Origin of the sequence: Burkholderia sp. Ap-955, assembly GCF_011753045.1 — a bacterium.
Taxonomy (GTDB): Bacteria; Pseudomonadota; Gammaproteobacteria; order Burkholderiales; family Burkholderiaceae; genus Burkholderia; species Burkholderia lata_D.
Genome location: NZ_VWWH01000017.1, coordinates 42,139 through 62,475, shown reverse-complemented (window position 1 = coordinate 62,475; position 20,337 = coordinate 42,139). Strand labels below are relative to the sequence as shown.

Here is a 20,337-nt window from a genome sequence, read left to right as displayed (position 1 = left end):
ATCTTGTTTTACTTGTGGCTCAGCCGGCGGACGAGCCAGTCGCCGAACGACTGCACGATCTGCACGAACACGATCAGGATCGCGACCACCGTCCACATCACTTCGGGCAGATAGCGCTGGTAGCCGTAGCGGATCCCGAGATCGCCGAGACCGCCACCGCCGATCGCGCCCGCCATCGCCGAATAGCCGACCAGCGACACGAACGTGATCGTCAGGCCCGCGACGACGCCCGGCAGCGATTCGGGCAGCAGCACCTTGAAGACGATCTGCGACGTGGTCGCGCCCATCGATTGCGCGGCCTCGATCAGCCCGCGGTCGACTTCGCGCAACGCCGTCTCGACGAGACGCGCGATGAACGGCGCGGCCGCGAGCGTCAGCGGCACGACCGCCGCGGCCGTGCCGATCGACGACCCCGTGACGAGCCGCGTAAACGGAATCACCGCGACCAGCAGGATGATGAACGGTGTCGAGCGGACGGCATTCACGACGCCGCCGAGCACGCGGTTCACCGCGAGGTTCTGCAGCACGCCCTGGCGGTCTGTCAGGTAGAGCAGCACGCCGAGCGGCAGGCCGACGAGCGCGCCGACCACTCCGGAGATGCCGACCATGATCAGCGTCTCCCAGAACGACTGCACGAACATATCGAACATCTCACTCAACATACGAAAGCTCCTCTACCACCACACCTTGCTCGCGCAGGAACGCGAGCGCCTGCCCGACCTTGCCCGGCTCGCCACCCGCGAGCACCGCGAGCGAACCGAATGCCTGCCCCTGGATCTCGTCGATCTGGCCGTGCAGGATGTTGAAATCGAGTTCGTACCGGCGGATCGTCTCGGACAGGATCGGCTGGTCGACACCCGAGCCCGTGAACGCAAGCCGCAGCAAATGCCCGCTACCCGTCTTCAGCCGCTCGGCCACGCGCACCTTCAGCGCGGGCGGCAATTCCTGCGCGATCACGTCGCCGATCAGCGCGCGCGTCACTTCGTGATGCGGCTGCAGGAACACGTCGATCACGCGGCCTTCCTCGACCACGCGCCCCGCATCGAGCACCGCGACGCGATCGCACACCTGCTTGATCACTTCCATCTGGTGCGTGATCAGCACGATCGTCAGCCCGAGTTCGCGGTTGATGCGCTTCAGCAGGTCGAGGATCGAACGCGTGGTCTCGGGATCGAGCGCGGACGTCGCTTCGTCCGACAGCAGCACCTTTGGCTGGCTCGCGAGCGCGCGGGCGATGCCGACGCGCTGCTTCTGCCCGCCGCTGATCTGCGACGGATAGCGATCCTTCTGCGCGGACAGCCCGACGAGGTCGAGCAGCGGCAGCACGGCGGCCTCGATCTCGGCGCGGCTTGCGCCGGCCAGTTCGAGCGGCAGCGCGACGTTGTCGAACACCGTGCGCGACGACAGCAGGTTGAAGTGCTGGAAGATCATGCCGATCTCGCGGCGCGCCTCGCGCAGCGCGCCAGCCGGCAGCAGCGTGAGATCGCGCCCGCCGACGACGACATTGCCTTCGGTCGGCCGCGTGAGCAGGTTGATGGTGCGCACGAGCGTGCTCTTGCCGGCGCCGCTTCGGCCGATGATGCCGAACACCTCACCCTGCGGGATCGTCAGGTTGATGTTGCGCAGCGCCTCGACCCAGCCACCCGGCCCGGGAAATCGCTGCGAAAGATTGCGTAATTCGATCATGTAAACAAAACGGCGGCCCGGCTGGCGAGTTGGCCCGCCAGTCGGCCGCCGATGCATCTGGAATAGCCGTCGATTTTACCGCAAACCCCTCATTCCCCTTAATAATCGATTTCGATCTTTTCATAACCGCACGAAATTAGAGGAGCACCGCTGGCGCGCCGCGACGGTGCCGCGACTATGATCCGGAACACACATGCCAACCGACAGGGGACACGCCAGATGACCGCCACCACTACGCCGGCCGCCGCACCCGCCACCGCCGGACCGGCGCCTTCGTCGCCGCGCGCGCCGACCATGGGCCGGCTGCGTACCGCGGACGGGATCGAACTGGCGTCGTACCGGTGGCCCGCCGGCGAAGGCACCGCGCCGCCGCGCGCGACGATCGCGCTCGTGCACGGTCTGGCCGAACACGCGGGCCGCTATGCCGTGCTCGCCAGCCGGCTGAATGCGGCCGGCATCGACGTGCTCGCGATCGACCTGCGCGGACACGGCCAGTCACCCGGCAAGCGCGCCTGGGTCGAACGCTTCGACGGCTACCTGAACGATGCGGATGCGCTTGTCGCCGAAGCCGCGCGCGGCAATTCGCCGCTGTTCCTGATGGGGCACAGCATGGGTGGCGCGGTCGCGGCGCTGTACGCGATCGAACGCGCGCCGACGTGCGGCCACGCGCTGACGGGCCTCGTGTTGTCGAGCCCGGCGCTCGCGCCGGGGCGCGACGTGCCGCGCTGGATGCTCGCGGTGAGCCGCGTCATCAGCCGCGTATGGCCGACCTTCCCTGCCATCAGGATCGATGCGGCGCTGCTGTCGCGCGATCCGGCCATCGTTGCGGCCAATCGTGCCGATCCGCTCGTGCATCACGGCGCGGTGCCCGCGCGCACCGGGGCGGAGATTCTCGACGCGATGGCGCGCATCGAAAGCGGCCGCGGTGGGCTCCGCGTTCCGGTGCTCGTCTATCACGGCACCGAGGACAAGCTGACCGAGCCCGACGGCAGCCGGGCGTTCGGCGCGCGCGTCGGTTCGCCCGATCGCACGCTGACGCTATACGAAGGCGGCTTTCACGAAACGATGAACGATCTCGAACGCGATCGCGTGATCGACGCGCTGATCGCGTGGATTCACGCGCGCGTGCCGGCGCGCTGAGCGTCCGGCACGGCCGGTCGATCGATCGTCAGATACCGGCCAGCACGCGCAGGTGCGCGACGACGCTGCGCCCGAGTGCGGACAGGTTGTAGCCGCCTTCGAGGCAGCTCACGATGCGGCCCTGCGCATGCCGGCGCGCCACGTCGACGATCTGCGCGGTCAGCCATTCGAAATCGGCCTCGACGAGGCCGAGGTTGCCGATATCGTCCTCGCGATGCGCATCGAACCCCGCCGACACGAACAGCATCTGCGGCTTGAACGCATCGAGGCGCGGCAGCCAGAACATGTCGACCGCCTCGCGGATCGCCATCCCGTTGCTGCGCGCGGGCATCGGCAGGTTGACCATGTTCGGCGCCTGGTGATCGACGCCCGAGAACGGGTACAGCGGATGCTGGAAGAAGCTGCACATCAGCACGCGCTCGTCATTCGCGAATGCGGCCTCCGTACCGTTACCGTGATGCACGTCGAAATCGATGATCGCGACACGCTCCAGACCGTGTACGTCGAGCGCATGCCGCGCGGCGATCGCGACGTTGTTGAAGAAGCAAAAGCCCATCGCGCGCGCGGGCTCCGCATGGTGGCCGGGCGGTCGCACGCCGCAGAACGCATTCGCATAGCGGCCTTCGATCACCGCGTCGGTCGCCGCGATCGCGGCGCCGGCCGCGCGCAGCGCCGCGCGCCACGTATCGCGGTTCATCAGCGTATCGGGATCGATCTCCACGTGGCCGTCGACCGGCGTCATGCTCCGGATGTAGTCGATGTGCGCCTGCGTATGCACCCGGCCCAGCGCCACCTCGCTCGCGAACGGTGCGGTTTCGTGCACGATCAGGTCGTCGATACGGCTCGCGATCATCTGATCCTGGATCGCCGACAGGCGGGCCGGGCATTCCGGATGCCACTCCCCCATCTCGTGCAGCATGCAGTCGGGGTGCGTATAGAAAGCGGTTGCCATAAGCTGTCATCCGCGGCGCACGGTGCGCCGCAGGTCTCCATCAATGATGTCCATCGTCTGCCGCGAATTCGCCGCTAACTTACCACAACGGGGGCCCGCCACGCCCCGGCGCGCCGGATCCGTCGGGTATACTGCGCCGAACCCAATCGCCTTGTCCGCCCGCTTCGACATGAATTCCAGCAAGCCTGCCGCCCTTCTCTCCGCGCTGTTCCGTGTTCGCGTGCCGCTCGTCGCGGCCGCTGTGGTCGCGGCCCTCGGCACCGCGCCTGCCGGCGCGCAGACGCAACCCGCGAAGTCCGCGGGCAAGCTCGTCGCACAGGCCCAGCCGCAGCAGCCGACGCCGCCAGGCCAGACCTTCGAAGAGGAAATTGTTCCGCAGCGTTACGCGAACAACGCGAAGATCGATGCGTTCATCGACGAGATGGTAAGCCGCAACGGCTTCGACTCCGCGAGCCTGCATGCGCTGTTCTCGCGCGTCAGCTATTCGGCGACGGCCGTCAAGCTCGTGAAGCCGGCCCCGTCGCCGACGGTCAAGAACTGGCGCGTCTATCGCTCGCGCTTCATCGAGCCGATCCGCATCAACGCGGGCGTGAAATTCTGGAAGGCGAACCAGGCAACGCTGCAGCGCGCGTCCGAGCAGTTCGGCGTGCCGCCCGAGGTGATCGTCGGCATCATCGGCGTCGAGACGATCTACGGTCGCTACATGGGCAATTTCCGCGTGCTCGACGCGCTGACGACGCTCTCGTTCGACTATCCGGATACGCCGAACCGCGACAGCCGCCAGGCGACGTTCCGCAAGAACCTCGAGGATTTCCTGGTCTGGACGCGCGACAACCAACTCGACCCGACCACCGTGCTCGGCTCGTATACGGGCGCGATCGGGATTCCTCAGTTCCTGCCGAGCAGCATCCGCGAATACGCGGTCGACTTCGACGGCACGGGCCATGTCGACCTGCGCAGCAGTCCTGCCGATGCGATCGGCAGCGTCGCGAACTACCTGAAGCAGCACGGCTGGGAAACCGACCGCCCGGTGGTCTGGCAGATCACGCCCGATACCGGCAGCTTGGGGATCGCCCAGGCCGCCGCCGACGGCCAGCCCGAACCGCACTGGGCGTTGTCGCAACTGCTGCGCGCGGGCATGACGCTGAACGAGCCGACTGTCAACATCACGACCGAAGGCGGTACCCCCGTGACGGTGGTCGACCTGCCGTCGCCGGGGCGTGCGACCGAATACATGCTCGGCCTCAAGAATTTCTATGTGCTGACGCGCTACAACCGCAGCTTCTTCTACGCGCTCACCGTGTACCAGCTTGGCGAGGCGGTGAAGGCACAGATGGAAGCGAGCGGTGCACTTCCGCCAGCCACCGTCGACACCGAGTCGCAATAAGCACCCGCCGCTCAAAGAAAAAGCGCCGCACTAGCGGCGCTTTTTTTATCGCACGCGCACTGCGCGCACCTGCCTGCGTTCAGGCAGGAAACACGCCCGTGGACAGGTAGCGGTCGCCGCGATCGCAGATGATGAACACGATCGTCGCATTCTCGACCTGACGTGCGATACGCATCGCGACTTCACATGCGCCGCCCGACGAAATGCCGGCGAAGATGCCTTCGACCGACGCGAGCCGGCGCGCCATCGTTTCCGCCGCGGCCTGGCTCACGCTCTCGACGCGGTCGACGCGGCTGCGATCGAAGATGGTCGGCATGTACGCTTCCGGCCACTTGCGGATGCCCGGAATGCGCGAACCGTCTTCCGGCTGCGCACCGACGATCTCGATCGCCGGATTCTGTTCCTTCAGATACTGCGACGTGCCCATGATCGTGCCCGTCGTGCCCATGGCCGACACGAAGTGCGTGATGCGCCCTTCGGTATCGCGCCAGATTTCCGGGCCCGTCGCTTCGTAGTGCGCAATCGGATTGTCGGGGTTCGCGAACTGATCGAGGATCACGCCCTTGCCTTCGCGCTGCATCTGGTCCGCGAGATCACGTGCCAGCTCCATCCCGCCCTTCACCGGCGTCAGGATGATTTCAGCGCCATAGGCGGCCATGCTCTGGCGGCGCTCGACCGACAGGTCCTCCGGCATGATCAGCACCATCTTGTAGCCGCGGATCGCCGCTGCCATCGCAAGTGCGATACCCGTGTTGCCGCTCGTCGCCTCGATCAGCGTATCGCCCGGCTTGATGCGCCCGCGCGCCTCGGCCTTGCTGATCATCGACAGTGCCGGACGATCCTTCACGGAACCAGCCGGATTGTTGCCTTCGAGCTTCGCGAGCACCACGTTGTTGCGCGCGCGAATTTCATCGTCCGGCAAGCGGACCAGTTGGACGAGCGGCGTATTGCCGATCGTGTCTTCGATAGTTTTGTAAGCCATGGATATACCGTGAGTGCGAGGCCGATCAATCGATCGATTGTAAACCAGCACCGCTGCTCACGCCGGCAACCCCATTGCGACGATGGAATACGCGTGCCGTGCAACGCGCCGCCGCATACGCCGCACCCACGCAAAAAACCCGCGGCATGCCGCGGGAAGCCGTCGCAACGACGGCGACTGAAGGAGCTCGTTGTCGGTCGCGCGCGACGCGTTACTTCTGTGCCGTGCGGGCAGGCGGTGCCGCGGGCTTGCCGAGGGGCTTGCCCGGTGCCGGCAGCGTGGCACCCGTGCCGGCCGCGCCTACCGTCAGGCCCTCCTGCTGAAGCCGCTCGACGGTATGGCCGCCCATGCCTTTCACGCGCGATGCGAGATCTTCCGCGTTCTTGAACGGACCGCGTGCGCCGCGTTCGTCGAGGATCGCCTTCGCCCGTGCCGGGCCGATGCCCTTGATGCCGACGAGTGCATCCTCGTTCGCGGTGTTGACGTCAACAGCCGCCCAGGCCGACGCGATCATGCCGAGCATTGCCGCTGCGGCCAACCATTTCCTGATCATGTGCTGGATCTCCGATGAAAAACGGCCGGCGGCTGCCGACCGTGAGACCCAGTCTATCGATTCAACGCTTCCGCTTAAACCTGGCCAGATAGCCAACGCACATAGCGGTCGACGCCTTCCTGCACGGTCAGGAACGGTGCGTCGTAACCGGCCGCACGCAGCTTCGTCTGGTCGGCCTGCGTGAAGCACTGGTACTTGCCGCGCAGTGCATCGGGGAACGGCACGTATTCGATCAGCCCTTGCTCGACCTGCTGCGCGAGCGTCAGCGGCGGCTGGTTGTCGAGTGCACGCAGCGTGTTCACGACCGTCGACGCGATATCGTTGAACGGCTGCGCACGACCCGTGCCGAGGTTGAAGATGCCCGACTTCTCAGGATGATCGAAGAAGAACAGGTTCACCTTCGTCACGTCCTCGACCGACACGAAATCGCGCGTCTGCTCGCCCGGTGCATAGCCGTTGTACTCGCCGAACAGCTTCACCTTGCCTTCCGCACGGAACTGGTTGAAGTTGTGGAACGCAACCGACGCCATGCGCCCCTTGTGCGTCTCGCGCGGGCCGTACACGTTGAAATAACGGAAGCCGGCGATCTGGCTCTTCGCGGTCGGCAGCACGCGACGGATCACCTGGTCGAACAGGAACTTCGAATAGCCGTAGATGTTCAGCGGCGCCTCGACCTCGCGCTCCTCGACGAAGCGCGTCGATCCGCCGTAAGTCGCGGCCGACGATGCGTACAGGAACTGCGTGCCCTGCGCGAGGCAGGCGTTGAGCACCGCACGGCTGTAGCGGAAGTTGTTGTCCATCATGTAGCGACCGTCGGTTTCCATCGTGTCCGAACAGGCGCCTTCGTGGAATATCGCGCGTACCTTGCCGAAATCGCCGCGTGCGAAACGTTCGACGAATTCCGTCTTGTCCAGATAGTCGTCGATCTCGCAATCGACGAGATTCCGGAACTTGTCCGCGCGCGTCAGGTTGTCGACCGCGATGATGCGCGTCTCGCCGCGCTCGTTGAGCGCCCTGACGATGTTCGCGCCGATAAAACCGGCTGCGCCGGTGACGATGAGGGTCATGATCGTCCTGCCTGAAAAGTGCGAGCCATGCGTGCGGCGCGCTCGTCGCGCCACCGCATGCGCTCAGTGAAACAGTTCGTCGTAATCCACCGTGGCCGTGCCGAGCTTGCCGACCACGATGCCTGCCGCGCGATTCGCGAGCACGACGGCGTCGACGAGCGGCACGCCCGCGCCGAGCATCGTCGCGACCGTTGCAATCACGGTATCGCCCGCGCCCGACACGTCGAACACCTCGCGCGCGAGCGCCGGTGCGTGCAGTTCGCCGCTGGCGGAAAACAGCGTCATCCCTTCTTCCGAACGCGTGAGCAGCAGCGCGTCAATGCCGAGTTCCGCGCGCAGCTTCGCGACGCGCGCGCGCAGATCGTCTTCCGACTTCCACTGCCCGACCACTTCGCGCAATTCAGCGCGATTCGGCGTGATCAGCGACGCGCCGCGATAGCGTGCCCAGTCGTCGCCCTTCGGGTCGACGAGGACGGACTTGCCGGCCGCACGCGCCTTCTCGATCATCGTCGTGACGTGCGTCAGGCCGCCTTTCGCGTAATCCGACATCAGCACGACGTCGTGCTGCGGCAGCAGCGCATCGAAGCGCGCGAGCCCCGCGAGCAACACCTCGTGCGTCGGCATGGCCTCGAAGTCCACGCGCAGCAGTTGCTGCTGGCGCGCGAGCACGCGCAGCTTGATCGTGGTCGGCAGCGCCGGGTCGCGCTCGAGATGCGGCGTCACGCCGCTGCTGCCGAGCAGCTCGACGATCCGCTCGCCGGGTTCGTCGCAACCGACGACGCACAGCAACCCGGCCTGGCCGCCGAGCGTCACGGCGTTGCGTGCGACGTTGGCCGCACCGCCGAGGCGCTCTTCCTGACGCTGCACGTGCACGACCGGCACCGGCGCTTCAGGCGAAATGCGATCGACGTTGCCGAACCAGTAACGGTCGAGCATCACGTCGCCGACGACAAGCACGCGCGAGCGCGCAAGCTGCTCGCGCGGCACCGGAACGACTTCGCGGAGAGTATTCATCGTGTGGTCAGCCACGGGTGGACGACTGGGGATCGACATACGGCCGGCCGATCGCGTAGTAGTCGATGCCGAGTTCGGCCATCGCATCCGGCTCATAGAGGTTGCGACCGTCGAAGATCACCGGCGCCTTCAGTTCGGCCTTCAGGCGCGTGAAGTCGGGGCTCCGGAACTCCTTCCACTCGGTCACGATCACGAGCGCGTCCGCGCCCGTCACGGCGATGTCCTGCGTCTCGACGAGATGCAGCCGGGCCAGCGCGTCCGGATCGGTGCCGAAATCGAGCGCAAACACGCGCCGCGCCTCGTCGACCGCGACCGGATCGTACGCACGCACGGTCGCGCCGCGTTCGAGCAGCGCGGCGATCAGGCGGCGGCTCGGCGCCTCGCGCATGTCGTCGGTGTTCGGCTTGAACGCCAGGCCCCAGACCGCGAACTCGCGGCCGGTCAGGTCGGCGCCGAAGCGCTGCTCGATCTTGCTGATCAGCACGTCCTTCTGCGCAAAGTTGGCCGCCTCGACGGCCTCCAGGATGCGCAGCGGCTGGCCGTTCTCGCCGGCCGTGCGAATCAGCGCCTGGACGTCCTTCGGGAAGCACGAGCCGCCATAGCCGACGCCGGCGTACAGGAAGTGATAGCCGATGCGCGGATCGGAGCCGATCCCGCGGCGCACGGCCTCGATGTCGGCGCCGACCTTGTCGGCCAGATTCGACATCTCGTTCATGAACGAGATGCGCGTCGCGAGCATCGCGTTCGCCGCATATTTCGCGAATTCGGCCGAACGCACGTCCATGTAGATCGTGCGCTCGTGGTTGCGATTGAACGGCGCGTAAAGCTTCTTCATCTTCTCGCGCGCGATCGTGCCCGTCTCGTCGTCGTCGACGCCGATGATGATCCGGTCCGGACGCATGAAGTCTTCGACCGCGGCGCCTTCCTTCAGGAACTCCGGGTTCGACACGACCGAGAAGCGATGCGCGACGCTGCCTGCCAGACCGCGGGCGGCAAGCGCCTCGTCGACCACGCCGCGCACGCGCTGCGCGGTGCCGACCGGCACCGTCGACTTGTCGACGATCACCTTGAAGCCCGTCATGTGGCGGCCGATGTTGCGTGCTGCTTCGAGCACGTACTGCAGGTCGGCCGAGCCGTCCTCGTCGGGGGGCGTGCCGACGGCGATGAACTGGATCTCGCCGTGCGCGACGCTCGCCGCGATATCGGTCGAGAAGCGCAGGCGCCCCGCCGCGCGATTGCGCGCGATGATGTCCAGCAGCCCCGGTTCGTGAATCGGCATCCCGCCGTTGTTCAGGATGTCGATCTTGCGCTGATCGACGTCGAGACAGAAGACGTCGTGACCGATCTCCGCGAGGCAGGCGCCCGTGACGAGACCGACATAGCCGGTGCCGATGATGGTGATTTTCATAGATGTTCCGGTACTTCCCGGTAATTGACTAACTTGGCCGCCGGGACGAGCCCGGCGGCAACCGCAGCGCGTTGGCTCCGCGTGCCGGGATCAGCCCGGCATCGCAGGTTCGACGCGGCGCGGCGCATAGGTTTCCCAGCCGCTGCATCCAGGGCACTGCCAATAGAAGAGCCGTGCCCGGAAACCGCAATTCTGGCACGTATACCGTGGCAGATTCTTCGTGCGCTGCTTGATCAGCGCACGCATCATTTCAAGTTCCTTACGACGCGGTTCGTCGGCCGCGGCGATTTGCGCATCGAGCAGATGCAGCATCCCCGACAGGTTCGGTGACTTCTCCATCTGCGTGCGCGCGAGCGTGTGCGCCGCATCCTGGCCGCGCAACCCCGCGATGTGCTGGTACGCGATGTCGAGCAGGTCGTTCGACGGATAGCGGTCGATATACCCCATCAGCAGCTCGGCGCCCTCGGCATGCTTGCCGAGCGCGACATACGCCTTCATCAGCTTGTCGGCGACGAGCGGCAGATACGCCGGATTCTGCGCCTCGACGCGCTTCCAGTGCTCGATCGCGGCCGCGTGGTTGCCCTCGGCTTCCGCCGCGTCGCCGGACAGGACCGTCGCGCGAACGTTCTGCGGGTTCACGGTCAGCGCCAGGCGCAGCTGTTCGGCGGCCGCTGCCGCGTTCTTGCGCTGCAGCGCGTCCTGCGCGAGTTCGCAGTGGAACTGCGCGATTTCGACGCCGAGCGGCTTGTCGCTCATCGACTCGATGCGCTTCGCCGTATCGATCGACTTGTTCCAGTCCTTCTCGATCTCGTAGATCGTCAGCAGCGCCCGCTGCGCGCCGAGCGCGTAATCGCCGTCGGCGAGCTTGTGAAACGCTTCCTCGGCACGATCGAGCAGCCCGGCCTTCAGGAAATCCTGGCCGAGCTCGTACAGCGCGTGGTCGCGTTCGTTGACCGGCAGGTCCGTGCGGCTCAGCAGGTTCTGGTGCACGCGGATCGCGCGATCGGTCTCGCCCCGGCGGCGAAACAGGTTGCCGAGCGCGAAGTGCAGCTCGACCGTCTCGGGATCGAGCTTGGCGACCTCGATGAACGCGTCGATCGCCTTGTCAGGTTGTTCGTTCAACAGAAAATTCAGGCCGCGAAAATACGATCGCGGCAGGTTGGCACTCTCCGACAGGAGATTCTTCAGGTCATAGCGTGACGCCGCCCAACCGAGCGCGAACGCGACCGGAATCGCGAGCAACCACCAGAAATCCAGATCCATGCGAAATATCGAAGCAGAGACGAAAACCGCGCGATGATCGCGCGGCGTCCGTGTTAAATGACGGGCGGCATCGGCGGCTGGTCGATGACGGCCGGCGTTTCGCGCGCCGCACGCAGATCGCGCTTCAGACGCCCGTTCTCGAGACGCAGGCGGAAGATCGAAGGCAGCGCGGACAGCAGGCCGGCCAGCAGCCCCACGGCGAAGAACGCCAGGCCGATCAGGATCAGCGGCGCTTGCCATGAATAGCCGGCAAGGAAATTCAGCGTCGCGGTTTGCGTATTGGCCAGCGCGAGCACCAGCAGCAGGACGAACACCAATACCCGGATCAGCCAGACGATAAACTTCATGAAGCCCTCTCTTTGTTGAGGTTTGCCGCGGCGCGCGACTCCCCTTCGTCGCGCCGAATCGACCCGTATTGTAAAGGATGCGTTTCCGCGGCTGCGCAGATCCTGCGTGCCGCCGTTGCGCGACGATCGCCGGAAATGAAAAAAGCGCCCGCAAGGGGCGCTTTTCTTTTCAGCCTTCGCCGGATGGGTTCCGGGCAAACCGGATGACGCTTAACGCTCGTCGTCCGGATCATCAGCCTTCAGCGGTTCACCGGCGCGGCCGTCGACGCGTTCACGCAATTCCTTGCCAGGCTTGAAGTGCGGCACGAACTTCTCGGGCACCTGCACTTTCTCCCCTGACTTCGGGTTGCGTCCGACGCGCGCCGGGCGACGGTTGAGGCCAAAGCTGCCGAAACCCCGAATTTCAATGCGATGCCCTTTCGCCAGGGCGTCAGACATCGCATCGAGCATCGTTTTCACCGCGAAATCCGCATCCTTGAGGACAAGTTGCGGAAATCGCGATGCCAGCTGCGCGACCAACTCGGATTTGGTCATACTTCAGCAGACCTCGTGAGGCTTACTGGTTCTGGCCGTCGAGCTTCGCCTTCAGCAGCGCGCCGAGGTTGGTCGTACCGGTCGCAGCAGCGCTGGAGTCCGACTGCAGGCCGCGGATCGCTTCCTGTTGTTCAGCCGAATCCTTCGCCTTGATCGACAGGTTGATGCCGCGCGACTTGCGATCGATGTTGATCACCATCGCGTTGACCTTGTCGCCTTCCTTCAGCACGTTGCGTGCGTCTTCGACGCGATCCTGCGAGATTTCCGACGCGCGCAGGTAGCCTTCGATGTCACCCGTCAGCGTAACGACCGCACCCTTCGCATCGACCGTCTTCACGACGCCGTCGACGATCGAGCCCTTGTCGTTCATTGCAACGTAGTTGCTGAACGGGTCGCCTTCGAGCTGCTTGATGCCCAGCGAAATACGTTCCTTCTCGACGTCGATACCGAGCACGATTGCTTCGACTTCGTCGCCCTTCTTGTACTTGCGAACAGCTTCTTCGCCAGCTTCGCTCCACGACAGGTCCGACAGGTGGACCAGGCCGTCGATGCCGCCCGGCAGACCGATGAACACGCCGAAGTCGGTGATCGACTTGATTGCGCCCGTGATCTTGTCGCCCTTCTTGAAGTTGCGGCTGAAGTCATCCCACGGATTCGGCTTGCACTGCTTCATGCCGAGGCTGATACGACGACGGTCTTCGTCGATCTCGAGGACCATGACTTCGACTTCGTCGCCCAGCTGGACAACCTTCGACGGAGCAACGTTCTTGTTGGTCCAGTCCATTTCCGACACGTGGACGAGGCCTTCGATGCCCGATTCCACTTCGACGAATGCGCCGTAGTCGGTGATGTTCGTGACCTTGCCGAACAGGCGCGTGCCCGACGGGTAACGGCGCGAGATGCCTTCCCACGGATCGTCGCCCAGTTGCTTGATGCCCAGCGAGACGCGGTTCTTCTCTTGGTCGAACTTGAGGATCTTCGCGGTGACTTCCTGGCCAACCGACAGGACTTCGCTCGGGTGACGCACACGACGCCATGCGATGTCGGTGATGTGCAGCAGGCCGTCGATGCCGCCGAGGTCGACGAACGCGCCGTAGTCGGTGATGTTCTTGACCACGCCGTTGACGATCGCGCCTTCCTTCAGCGTCTCGAGCAGCTTCGCGCGCTCTTCGCCCTGAGTTGCTTCGATCACTGCACGACGCGACAGCACGACGTTGTTACGCTTGCGATCGAGCTTGATCACGCGGAACTCGAGCGTCTTGCCTTCGTACGGGGTCGTGTCCTTGACCGGACGCGTGTCGACCAGCGAACCCGGCAGGAACGCGCGGATGCCGTTGACCATCACGGTCATGCCGCCCTTCACCTTGCCGGTGATCGTGCCGGTGACGAGTTCGTTGTTGTCGAGCGCCTTTTCCAGCGACAGCCACGATGCAAGGCGCTTCGCCTTGTCGCGCGACAGGATCGTGTCGCCGTAGCCGTTTTCGAGTGCGTCGATCGCGACGGACACGAAATCGCCCGACTGCACCTCAACCTCGCCCTGATCGTTCAGGAATTCCTCGATCGGAATGTAAGCCTCGGACTTCAGGCCTGCATTGACGACCACGAAGTTGTGGTCGACGCGCACGACTTCGGCGGAAATCACTTCGCCGGCGCGCATGTCTTGGCGGGTCAGCGACTCTTCGAACAGAGCCGCGAAAGATTCAGTATTCGGGGTAGAGGTTTGCAGGTCGGACATAAAAATCTGATTGTGCATGGATCGCTGTGCCACGCCGGCCGGAATGGCAGGCTGAAAGGGCCAGATCGATGTCCACACGGGGTTAAGGGTTCGAAACACGCTCCGCCGTTACGCGCGGAGCACCTACCGCTGCCCGCCTTCTCAGGCGGGCTGGCCGAGCGCCCGGTACCACTGCAGCACCTGGTCGACCGCTTCATCGACCGAAAGCGCCGACGTATCGAGCAGCTTGGCATCTGCTGCAGGCTTCAGCGGCGCGGCCGCGCGATTGCTGTCGCGCGCGTCACGTTCACGTAGATCCCGGAGCAAGTCATCTATATTAGCAGAAAAACCTTTTTGCATCAATTGCTTATGCCGTCTGGTCGCGCGTGCCTCGGCGCTGGCCGTCAGGAACACCTTCAGCACGGCGTCCGGGAAGATCACGGTACCCATGTCGCGCCCGTCCGCCACGAGGCCCGGCGTCTTGCGGAACGCGCGCTGGCGCGCGACGAGCGCGGTGCGCACCGGACCGTGCACGGCAATCGCCGATGCGCGGTTGCCGACCGCTTCGGCTCGGATGTCGTTCGACACATCGACGCCGTCGAGCTGTGCGCAGCCTTCGCGGAACGTGATGTGGAGATCGTCGATCAGCTTCACCAGCGCGTCGATGTCCTCGGCCTCGATGCCGTAGCGTACGCTCGCGAGCGCGGCGAGCCGGTACAACGCGCCGCTGTCGAGCAGGTGGAAGCCAAGATGCGCGGCGACGAGCGCGGCGACGGTGCCCTTGCCGGAAGCAGTCGGGCCGTCGATCGTGATGACGGGAGTCGGGTGAAAGGGTCGGGTCGATTTCATCAGAACAGTGGGGGTCAGGCTTTGGCGAGCGCGGCGAAGCGGTCGAAATAGTCGGGGAACGTCTTGCCGACGCACTTCGGATCATTGATCCGCACAGGCACGCCGCCCAGGCTGACGAGCGAGAAGCACATCGCCATCCGGTGATCGTCGTAGGTGTCGATCGCCGCGTTCGGGGTGAGCTTTTCCGGTGGCGTGACGACGAGGTAGTCCGGGCCTTCCTCGACGATCGCGCCGACCTTGCGCAACTCGGTCGCCATCGCGGCGATGCGGTCGGTTTCCTTCACGCGCCAGCTCGCGATGTTGCGCAGCGTGCTCGTGCCGTTCGCGAACAGCGCCGCAACCGCGATGGTCATCGCCGCATCGGGGATCAGGTTGAAGTCCATGTCGATCGGCTCGAGCTTGCCGTGGTCGTGGCCGATGCCGCGCACGTCGATCCAGTCGTCGCCCATCGTCACGTTCGCGCCCATCTGCATCAGCGCGTTCGCGAAGCCGACATCGCCCTGGATGCTCGCGCGCCCCACGCCTTCGACGCGCAGCGGGCCGCCGCCGAGCGCGCCGGCCGCGAGGAAGTACGACGCGGACGACGCATCGCCCTCGACCATGATCCGCCCCGGCGAGCGGTAGCGAACGCCGGCCGGCACGACGAAGCGCTGCCAGCCGTCGCGCTCGACGGTCACGCCGAAGCGCTCCATCAGCCGGATCGTGATGTCGATGTACGGCTTCGAGATCAGCTCGCCGTCGACCTCGACGACGATCTTGCCGTCCTTCGCCTTCACGAGCGGCAGCGTCATCAGCAACGCCGTGAGGAACTGGCTCGACACGTCGCCGCGCACGCGGATCGGCGCGTCGACGGAGATGTTCGCCGGCTTGATCCGCAGCGGCGGGTAGCCTTCGTTCAGTTCGTAGTCGATCTGCGCGCCGATTTGCCTCAGACCGTCGACGAGGTCGCCGATCGGCCGCTCGTGCATGCGCGGCACGCCGTGCACGCGATAGTCGCCGCCGTTCACCGCGAGCGCGGCGGTCAACGGCCGCACGGCCGTGCCCGCATTGCCGAGGAACAGGTCGGCCGTCTTCGCGGTGAATGCGCCGCGCGTGCCCATCACGACGCAGGTGTCGCCATCGCGCCTGAGCTTCACACCGAGCTTGCCGAGTGCATCGAGCATCACGCGCGTATCGTCGGAGTCGAGCAGGTTGGTGATCGTCGTTTCGCCTTCGGCAAGCGCCGCGAGCAGCAGTACGCGGTTCGAAATGCTCTTCGAGCCGGGCAGGCGCACGGTGCCCGATGCGCTGGAGTACGGGCCGAGATCGAGATAGTCCATGGGAATCGTCCTGTTATTTCTTGACCGGTTCGGCAGCGGGCGTACCACCGCGCTCCTGCCATGCCTTGCGCGCCGCGCGCGAACGCGTGAACACCGCTTCGAGCGCCGCGCCGTCGCCGGCGTCGATCGCCGCGCGCAGCCGCGTGAGCACACGCGTGTAGCCATCGAGTTCGTCGAGCAGCGCCGCGCGGTTCGCGACACATACGTCGCGCCACATCTCCGGGCTCGACGCCGCGATGCGCGTGAAATCGCGGAAGCCGCCCGCCGCGTACGAGAATTTCAGTTCCGCGTCGGCCTCGCCGAGGATCTGCTCGACGAGCGCGAACGACAGCACGTGCGGCAGATGGCTGATCGACGCAAACACGCGATCGTGCTGCTCCGTGCTCATCGTGCGCACGTCGGCGCCTGTCGCGCGCCACATCGCGTCGATTCGGGCAACCGATTCGGGTGCGTTCTCCGGCAGCGGGCACAGCACGACGTTACGGCCGACGTACAGATCCGGCAACGCGGCCTCGACGCCGCTCGACTCGCGACCGGCGATCGGGTGCCCCGGCACGAACTGCGCGATCCGCGTGCCGAGCGCTTCGCGCGCGGCCGCGACGACATCGGACTTGGTGCTGCCCGCATCGGTGACGATCGTCGCCGCTTCAAGCCACGGCGCGATGCGCGCGAGCAACGGGCCCGTTTGTGCGACGGGCGCGGCCAGCAGCACCAGATCGGCGCCCGCCAGTGCGTCGCGCAATTGCGCGTCGTCGTCGAGCGCCGCCGCGCGGTCGATCACGCCGAGTGCGAGCGCACGCTCGACCGAAGTACGTGAACGGCCCACGCCGACAACCTCGCCCGCGCCGCCCGGCGCGCGCTCGCGCAGCGCGCGGGCCAGCGATCCGCCGATCAAGCCGACGCCGAAGATGACCAGTTTGTTGAATGCAAAGCCTGACACGACAAGAGCCAAGTTACGCGCGCAGGACGACGCCCCGCACGCGGAATTCCAGATTCCGGGCAACGGGCCCGCATCCGGCGCAACCTGCGCCGGGTGCCGCCCGAACCCGCCTTCGGCAGCGCCGATGAGCCTGCCCTGCCCGCCGGGCCCCAACGCCTGCGCGAACAGGCGACGGGCCGCCACGCCTCAGCGTGCGCGCGGATACGAACCGAGTATCTTCAGGAACGCGGCCTTCTGGCCGAGTTCCGCGAGCGCGGCCGCAACCGACGCATCGTCCCGGTGCCCTTCGATGTCGATGTAGAAGTAGTACTCCCACGTGCCGACGCGCGCCGGACGCGACTCGAAGCGCGTCATCGACACGCCGTGCCGCGCGAGCGGCTCGAGCAGCTTGAACACGGCGCCCGGTTCGTTCTTCACCGACACGATCAGCGACGTCTGGTCGTGACCGCTCTGCCCGGCCGGCTGCTTGCCGACGATGACGAAGCGCGTACGGTTGTGCGGATCGTCCTGGATCAGCGAGAACGCGATCTGCAAGCCGTAGTGTGCGGCCGCGCGATCGCCCGCGATCGCCGCGACGGTCGGATCGGCCGCCGCGAGACGCGCAGCCTCCGCGTTGCTCGCCACCGCCTGCCGCTCGAGCTGCGGCGCATTCGCCGCGAGCCACTGCTGGCATTGCGCAAGCGCCTGTGCGTGTGCGCAGACGCGCTTCACGCCGTCGAGCGTGCCGCTCTGCGTCAGCAGGTTGTGATGGATCGGCAGCGCGAGTTCGCCGCTGATCAGCAGTTGCGTCTGCAGCAACAGGTCGAGCGTGCGCGAGACGGCGCCTTCGGTCGAATTTTCGACCGGCGCGATACCGAACGCGGACGCGCCGGCCTCGACCGAGCGGAACACCTGGTCGATCGACGGGCACGGCAGCCCTTCGATCGACTGGCCGAAATACTCGAGCATCGCCTGCTCGCTATACGTGCCGACCGGCCCGAGGAACGCGACGTGGATCGTCTGCTCGAGCGCGCGGCTCGCGGCCATGATCTCGCGCCAGATGGCGCTGATGTGCTCGCTCGCGAGCGGCCCCGCGCTCATGTCCTGCAGCCGGGCGATCACTTGCAGCTCGCGCTCCGGCCGGAACACCGGCGCGTTGAAATGCTTCTTGACCTCGCCCACCTCCAGCGCCACCGCGGCGCGCTGGTTCAGGAGCGCGATCAGCTGCGCGTCGATCGCGTCGATGCGGTCGCGCAGCGGTTTCAGGCGGGAATTCAGTTCGTCGTCCATGCGTTTTGCCGTGCTGTTTGAGCAGCGCCGCCGTCAGGCGCCGCGCTGCTCGAAGTCCTTCATGTACTCGACGAGCGCCTTCACGCCCTCGAGCGGCACCGCGTTGTAGATCGACGCCCGCATGCCGCCGACGGACTTGTGGCCCTTCAGCTGCAGCAGCCCGCGCGCCTTTGCGCCGGCAAGGAAGTCTTCGTTGCGCGTTTCGTCAGCCAGGAAAAACGGCACGTTCATCCGCGAACGTGCTGCCGGCTCGACCTTGTTCAGATAGAAACTGCTCGCATCGATCGTGTCGTAGAGCAGCTTCGCTTTTTCGATATTGCGGGCCTCGATCGCTTCGAGGCCACCCTGCCGCTTCAGCCACTGGAACACCAGGCCCGCGATATAGATCGCGTAGGTGGGCGGCGTGTTGTACAGCGAGTTGTTCGCGGCGATGGTCTTCCATTCGAACGCGGACGGGCAGATCGACAGCGCGCGGTCGAGCAGATCCTCGCGCACGATCACGAGCGTCACGCCGGCCATCCCGATGTTCTTCTGCGCGCCGCCGAACAGCACGCCGTACTTCGCGACGTCCATCGGACGCGACAGGATGTGCGACGAGACATCCGCGACCAGCGGGATGTCGCCGAGATCGGGAATCTCGAACGTTTCGACGCCGTCGATCGTCTCGTTGGTACACAGATGCACGTAGGCCGGATCGTCCGACAGCTGCCATTCGGCGAGCGCGGGCGCACGCGTGAAGCCGTCTTCCGTCTTGCCGGTTGCGGCGAGATGCGGCGTGCCGTATTTCTTCGCTTCGCTGAACGACTTCTGCGACCACGAGCCCGTGACGACGAAGTCGGCCGTCTTGCGCGACCCGAGCAGGTTCATCGGCACGATCGCGTTTTCCGCGATACCGCCGCCCTGCAGGAACAGGATCCGGTGACTGGCCGGCACGCCGAGCAAGTCGCGCAGGTCGGTCAGCGCGGCCTCGTGGATCGACATGAATTCCTTGCCGCGATGGCTCATCTCCATCACGCTCATGCCGCTGCCATGCCAGTCGAGCATTTCGTCGGCCGCTTGCCGCAGCACTTCCTCGGGCATCGCCGCAGGGCCGGCGGAGAAATTAAAGACGCGCATCGTGAAAACCTCGGAGGGACGCGACCGGCTCGCCGCCGGCAGAACGCGCCAGAAAAGAAATGGCCGCTTGCGCTCGCGCGCAAACGGCCATTATCGCACTGTCGTCAGGCTCCCGCCAAACCCGGCCAAACGGCCGGGGGCGTGCCCGGACGGCTTTACTTGCCCGGCTTGACTGCTGCGACTTCCTTGTCAGCCTGCGTGCGCGTTGCCTGGATAGCTTGCGGCATGTACTTCTGCATCAGGCCGTTGACCACGTCGCGACCGACCTGATCCTGAACCTGAATGAACTTGCGGCCCGTCGGGCTCTTGTAGAACGTCGTCAGATCCTTGATCTCCGACGTGCTGTAGTACTTCGCGTAGGCGTCGTACTGAGCCGACATCGCATCGCTCTGGAACTGCTGCGTGCCGAACACCTTGCCTGCGCCGTCAACCAGCTTCGGCACCGCGTTCTTCTGCAGCGTCGGAACGGCAGCCTGCTTCTGCTTGTCGTTCAGCGTCTTGTTTTCCGACAGCGCGTCCGACAGGATCGCCGGGACGAGTTGCTTGGCCTGCATTTCGGCGCTGTTGCCGATTGCCGACACGAGCTTCGGCGCGTCGATCGCGTCGAGCAGATCCTTGATCGCTGCCTTCTTGTCGGCGTCGATCGGCGCAGCTGCCGCCGGAGCTGCCGGTGCGGAATTCGACAGCGCTTGCGCCATCGCGAACGTCGGCACCAGTGCAGCCAGCAGAACCAGTTGCTTGAATTGCTTTTGCATCATCACTCCCTTTTGGAAATATGAATGGTTGCTCGCCGGCCG

General features: G+C 65.5%; 20 protein-coding genes. 2 read left to right on the top strand and 18 right to left on the bottom strand.

Translation table 11 applies throughout. The annotated features are described in order from the left end of the window. Positions 1 to 8: 8 nt before the first annotated feature. Together F3J15_RS12720 and F3J15_RS12715 are read right to left on the bottom strand one after the other, a co-directional pair. A complete protein-coding gene (locus F3J15_RS12720) occupies positions 9 to 662 on the bottom strand; it encodes a methionine ABC transporter permease (RefSeq protein ID WP_069249240.1) in 654 nt (217 codons plus the stop codon). Beyond that, positions 652 to 1,686 (bottom strand): methionine ABC transporter ATP-binding protein, encoded by a 1,035-nt coding sequence (locus F3J15_RS12715; RefSeq protein WP_046545198.1) that lies wholly within the window; start codon positions 1,684 to 1,686, stop codon positions 652 to 654. The genes F3J15_RS12720 and F3J15_RS12715 overlap by 11 nt, the downstream gene beginning before the upstream one ends. A 219-nt stretch (positions 1,687 to 1,905) precedes the next feature. Here F3J15_RS12715 and F3J15_RS12710 point away from each other — a divergent pair, with 219 nt between their 5' ends. Then, positions 1,906 to 2,826: an alpha/beta hydrolase gene (locus F3J15_RS12710; protein ID WP_166891438.1), complete on the top strand. Its 921-nt coding sequence runs from the start codon at positions 1,906 to 1,908 to the stop codon at positions 2,824 to 2,826. Between the two features lie 28 nt (positions 2,827 to 2,854). Here the strand turns inward: F3J15_RS12710 and F3J15_RS12705 are convergent, their stop codons facing one another. After that, entirely contained in the window at positions 2,855 to 3,778 is a 924-nt protein-coding gene (locus F3J15_RS12705) for a histone deacetylase family protein (RefSeq protein ID WP_089445172.1), read from the bottom strand. A 43-nt stretch (positions 3,779 to 3,821) separates the two neighbouring features. Between F3J15_RS12705 and mltB the strand changes: the two genes are divergently transcribed. Continuing rightward, on the top strand, positions 3,822 to 5,165 hold the full coding sequence (gene mltB, locus F3J15_RS12700; protein WP_166891435.1) for a lytic murein transglycosylase B: 1,344 nt from the start codon (positions 3,822 to 3,824) through the stop codon (positions 5,163 to 5,165). A gap of 79 nt (positions 5,166 to 5,244) precedes the next feature. Here mltB and cysM read toward each other — a convergent pair whose 3' ends face one another. The 15 genes from cysM to F3J15_RS12625 form a co-directional block, all read right to left on the bottom strand. Next, positions 5,245 to 6,147, bottom strand: a complete 903-nt coding sequence (cysM, locus tag F3J15_RS12695; RefSeq protein ID WP_069247438.1) for a cysteine synthase CysM — start codon at positions 6,145 to 6,147, stop codon at positions 5,245 to 5,247. A 211-nt stretch (positions 6,148 to 6,358) separates the two neighbouring features. Further along, positions 6,359 to 6,700 carry a helix-hairpin-helix domain-containing protein gene (locus F3J15_RS12690; protein ID WP_166891412.1) on the bottom strand — a complete coding sequence of 114 codons (342 nt, stop codon included), beginning with the start codon at positions 6,698 to 6,700 and terminating at the stop codon, positions 6,359 to 6,361. Positions 6,701 to 6,774: 74 nt separating this feature from the next. Then, positions 6,775 to 7,767 carry an ADP-glyceromanno-heptose 6-epimerase gene (gene rfaD / locus F3J15_RS12685; protein ID WP_166891409.1) on the bottom strand — a complete coding sequence of 331 codons (993 nt, stop codon included), beginning with the start codon at positions 7,765 to 7,767 and terminating at the stop codon, positions 6,775 to 6,777. 63 nt (positions 7,768 to 7,830) lie between these two features. Continuing rightward, positions 7,831 to 8,781 carry a D-glycero-beta-D-manno-heptose-7-phosphate kinase gene (gene rfaE1, locus F3J15_RS12680; RefSeq protein WP_069247435.1) on the bottom strand — a complete coding sequence of 317 codons (951 nt, stop codon included), beginning with the start codon at positions 8,779 to 8,781 and terminating at the stop codon, positions 7,831 to 7,833. Positions 8,782 to 8,788: 7 nt separating this feature from the next. After that, positions 8,789 to 10,189 (bottom strand): UDP-glucose/GDP-mannose dehydrogenase family protein, encoded by a 1,401-nt coding sequence (locus tag F3J15_RS12675; protein ID WP_166891407.1) that lies wholly within the window; start codon positions 10,187 to 10,189, stop codon positions 8,789 to 8,791. A gap of 90 nt (positions 10,190 to 10,279) precedes the next feature. Beyond that, a complete protein-coding gene (lapB, locus tag F3J15_RS12670) occupies positions 10,280 to 11,452 on the bottom strand; it encodes a lipopolysaccharide assembly protein LapB (protein WP_089445168.1) in 1,173 nt (390 codons plus the stop codon). A gap of 53 nt (positions 11,453 to 11,505) precedes the next feature. After that, entirely contained in the window at positions 11,506 to 11,799 is a 294-nt protein-coding gene (locus F3J15_RS12665) for a LapA family protein (RefSeq protein ID WP_166891507.1), read from the bottom strand. A 210-nt stretch (positions 11,800 to 12,009) separates the two neighbouring features. After that, on the bottom strand, positions 12,010 to 12,333 hold the full coding sequence (locus tag F3J15_RS12660; protein ID WP_006486894.1) for an integration host factor subunit beta: 324 nt from the start codon (positions 12,331 to 12,333) through the stop codon (positions 12,010 to 12,012). A gap of 22 nt (positions 12,334 to 12,355) precedes the next feature. Beyond that, positions 12,356 to 14,086 carry a 30S ribosomal protein S1 gene (gene rpsA, locus F3J15_RS12655; RefSeq protein ID WP_011694214.1) on the bottom strand — a complete coding sequence of 577 codons (1,731 nt, stop codon included), beginning with the start codon at positions 14,084 to 14,086 and terminating at the stop codon, positions 12,356 to 12,358. A gap of 123 nt (positions 14,087 to 14,209) precedes the next feature. Continuing rightward, positions 14,210 to 14,896, bottom strand: a complete 687-nt coding sequence (gene cmk / locus F3J15_RS12650; RefSeq protein ID WP_039343267.1) for a (d)CMP kinase — start codon at positions 14,894 to 14,896, stop codon at positions 14,210 to 14,212. A gap of 14 nt (positions 14,897 to 14,910) precedes the next feature. Continuing rightward, a complete protein-coding gene (gene aroA / locus F3J15_RS12645; protein WP_166891404.1) occupies positions 14,911 to 16,215 on the bottom strand; it encodes a 3-phosphoshikimate 1-carboxyvinyltransferase in 1,305 nt (434 codons plus the stop codon). A 13-nt stretch (positions 16,216 to 16,228) separates the two neighbouring features. After that, complete coding sequence (locus tag F3J15_RS12640) at positions 16,229 to 17,155, bottom strand: prephenate dehydrogenase/arogenate dehydrogenase family protein (RefSeq protein ID WP_166891402.1); 927 nt, start codon at positions 17,153 to 17,155, stop codon at positions 16,229 to 16,231. A gap of 186 nt (positions 17,156 to 17,341) precedes the next feature. Then, entirely contained in the window at positions 17,342 to 18,424 is a 1,083-nt protein-coding gene (gene pheA / locus F3J15_RS12635) for a prephenate dehydratase (protein WP_166891400.1), read from the bottom strand. A 33-nt stretch (positions 18,425 to 18,457) separates the two neighbouring features. Continuing rightward, positions 18,458 to 19,540 (bottom strand): 3-phosphoserine/phosphohydroxythreonine transaminase, encoded by a 1,083-nt coding sequence (gene serC / locus F3J15_RS12630; RefSeq protein WP_166891398.1) that lies wholly within the window; start codon positions 19,538 to 19,540, stop codon positions 18,458 to 18,460. Positions 19,541 to 19,695: 155 nt separating this feature from the next. Then, positions 19,696 to 20,295, bottom strand: coding sequence for a DUF2059 domain-containing protein (locus F3J15_RS12625; protein ID WP_006486966.1), 600 nt, complete (start codon positions 20,293 to 20,295; stop codon positions 19,696 to 19,698). Between the last annotated feature and the right edge of the window lie 42 nt (positions 20,296 to 20,337).

Excerpts from the sequence above, each read along its gene's own strand:
- F3J15_RS12625 (WP_006486966.1), bottom strand. The coding sequence starts at position 20,295 with ATGCAAAAGCAATTCAAGCAACTGGTTCTGCTGGCTGCACTGGTGCCG.
- F3J15_RS12705 (WP_089445172.1), bottom strand. The coding sequence starts at position 3,778 with ATGGCAACCGCTTTCTATACGCACCCCGACTGCATGCTGCACGAGATG.
- F3J15_RS12720 (WP_069249240.1), bottom strand. The coding sequence starts at position 662 with ATGTTGAGTGAGATGTTCGATATGTTCGTGCAGTCGTTCTGGGAGACG.
- cmk (WP_039343267.1), bottom strand. The coding sequence starts at position 14,896 with ATGAAATCGACCCGACCCTTTCACCCGACTCCCGTCATCACGATCGAC.
- rfaE1 (WP_069247435.1), bottom strand. The coding sequence starts at position 8,781 with ATGAATACTCTCCGCGAAGTCGTTCCGGTGCCGCGCGAGCAGCTTGCG.
- F3J15_RS12710 (WP_166891438.1), top strand. The coding sequence starts at position 1,906 with ATGACCGCCACCACTACGCCGGCCGCCGCACCCGCCACCGCCGGACCG.
- pheA (WP_166891400.1), bottom strand. The coding sequence starts at position 18,424 with ATGGACGACGAACTGAATTCCCGCCTGAAACCGCTGCGCGACCGCATC.
- lapB (WP_089445168.1), bottom strand. The coding sequence starts at position 11,452 with ATGGATCTGGATTTCTGGTGGTTGCTCGCGATTCCGGTCGCGTTCGCG.
- cysM (WP_069247438.1), bottom strand. The coding sequence starts at position 6,147 with ATGGCTTACAAAACTATCGAAGACACGATCGGCAATACGCCGCTCGTC.
- F3J15_RS12665 (WP_166891507.1), bottom strand. The coding sequence starts at position 11,799 with ATGAAGTTTATCGTCTGGCTGATCCGGGTATTGGTGTTCGTCCTGCTG.
- aroA (WP_166891404.1), bottom strand. The coding sequence starts at position 16,215 with ATGGACTATCTCGATCTCGGCCCGTACTCCAGCGCATCGGGCACCGTG.
- rpsA (WP_011694214.1), bottom strand. The coding sequence starts at position 14,086 with ATGCACAATCAGATTTTTATGTCCGACCTGCAAACCTCTACCCCGAAT.
- rfaD (WP_166891409.1), bottom strand. The coding sequence starts at position 7,767 with ATGACCCTCATCGTCACCGGCGCAGCCGGTTTTATCGGCGCGAACATC.
- mltB (WP_166891435.1), top strand. The coding sequence starts at position 3,822 with ATGATGTCCATCGTCTGCCGCGAATTCGCCGCTAACTTACCACAACGG.
- F3J15_RS12660 (WP_006486894.1), bottom strand. The coding sequence starts at position 12,333 with ATGACCAAATCCGAGTTGGTCGCGCAGCTGGCATCGCGATTTCCGCAA.
- serC (WP_166891398.1), bottom strand. The coding sequence starts at position 19,540 with ATGCGCGTCTTTAATTTCTCCGCCGGCCCTGCGGCGATGCCCGAGGAA.
- F3J15_RS12690 (WP_166891412.1), bottom strand. The coding sequence starts at position 6,700 with ATGATCAGGAAATGGTTGGCCGCAGCGGCAATGCTCGGCATGATCGCG.
- F3J15_RS12715 (WP_046545198.1), bottom strand. The coding sequence starts at position 1,686 with ATGATCGAATTACGCAATCTTTCGCAGCGATTTCCCGGGCCGGGTGGC.
- F3J15_RS12675 (WP_166891407.1), bottom strand. The coding sequence starts at position 10,189 with ATGAAAATCACCATCATCGGCACCGGCTATGTCGGTCTCGTCACGGGC.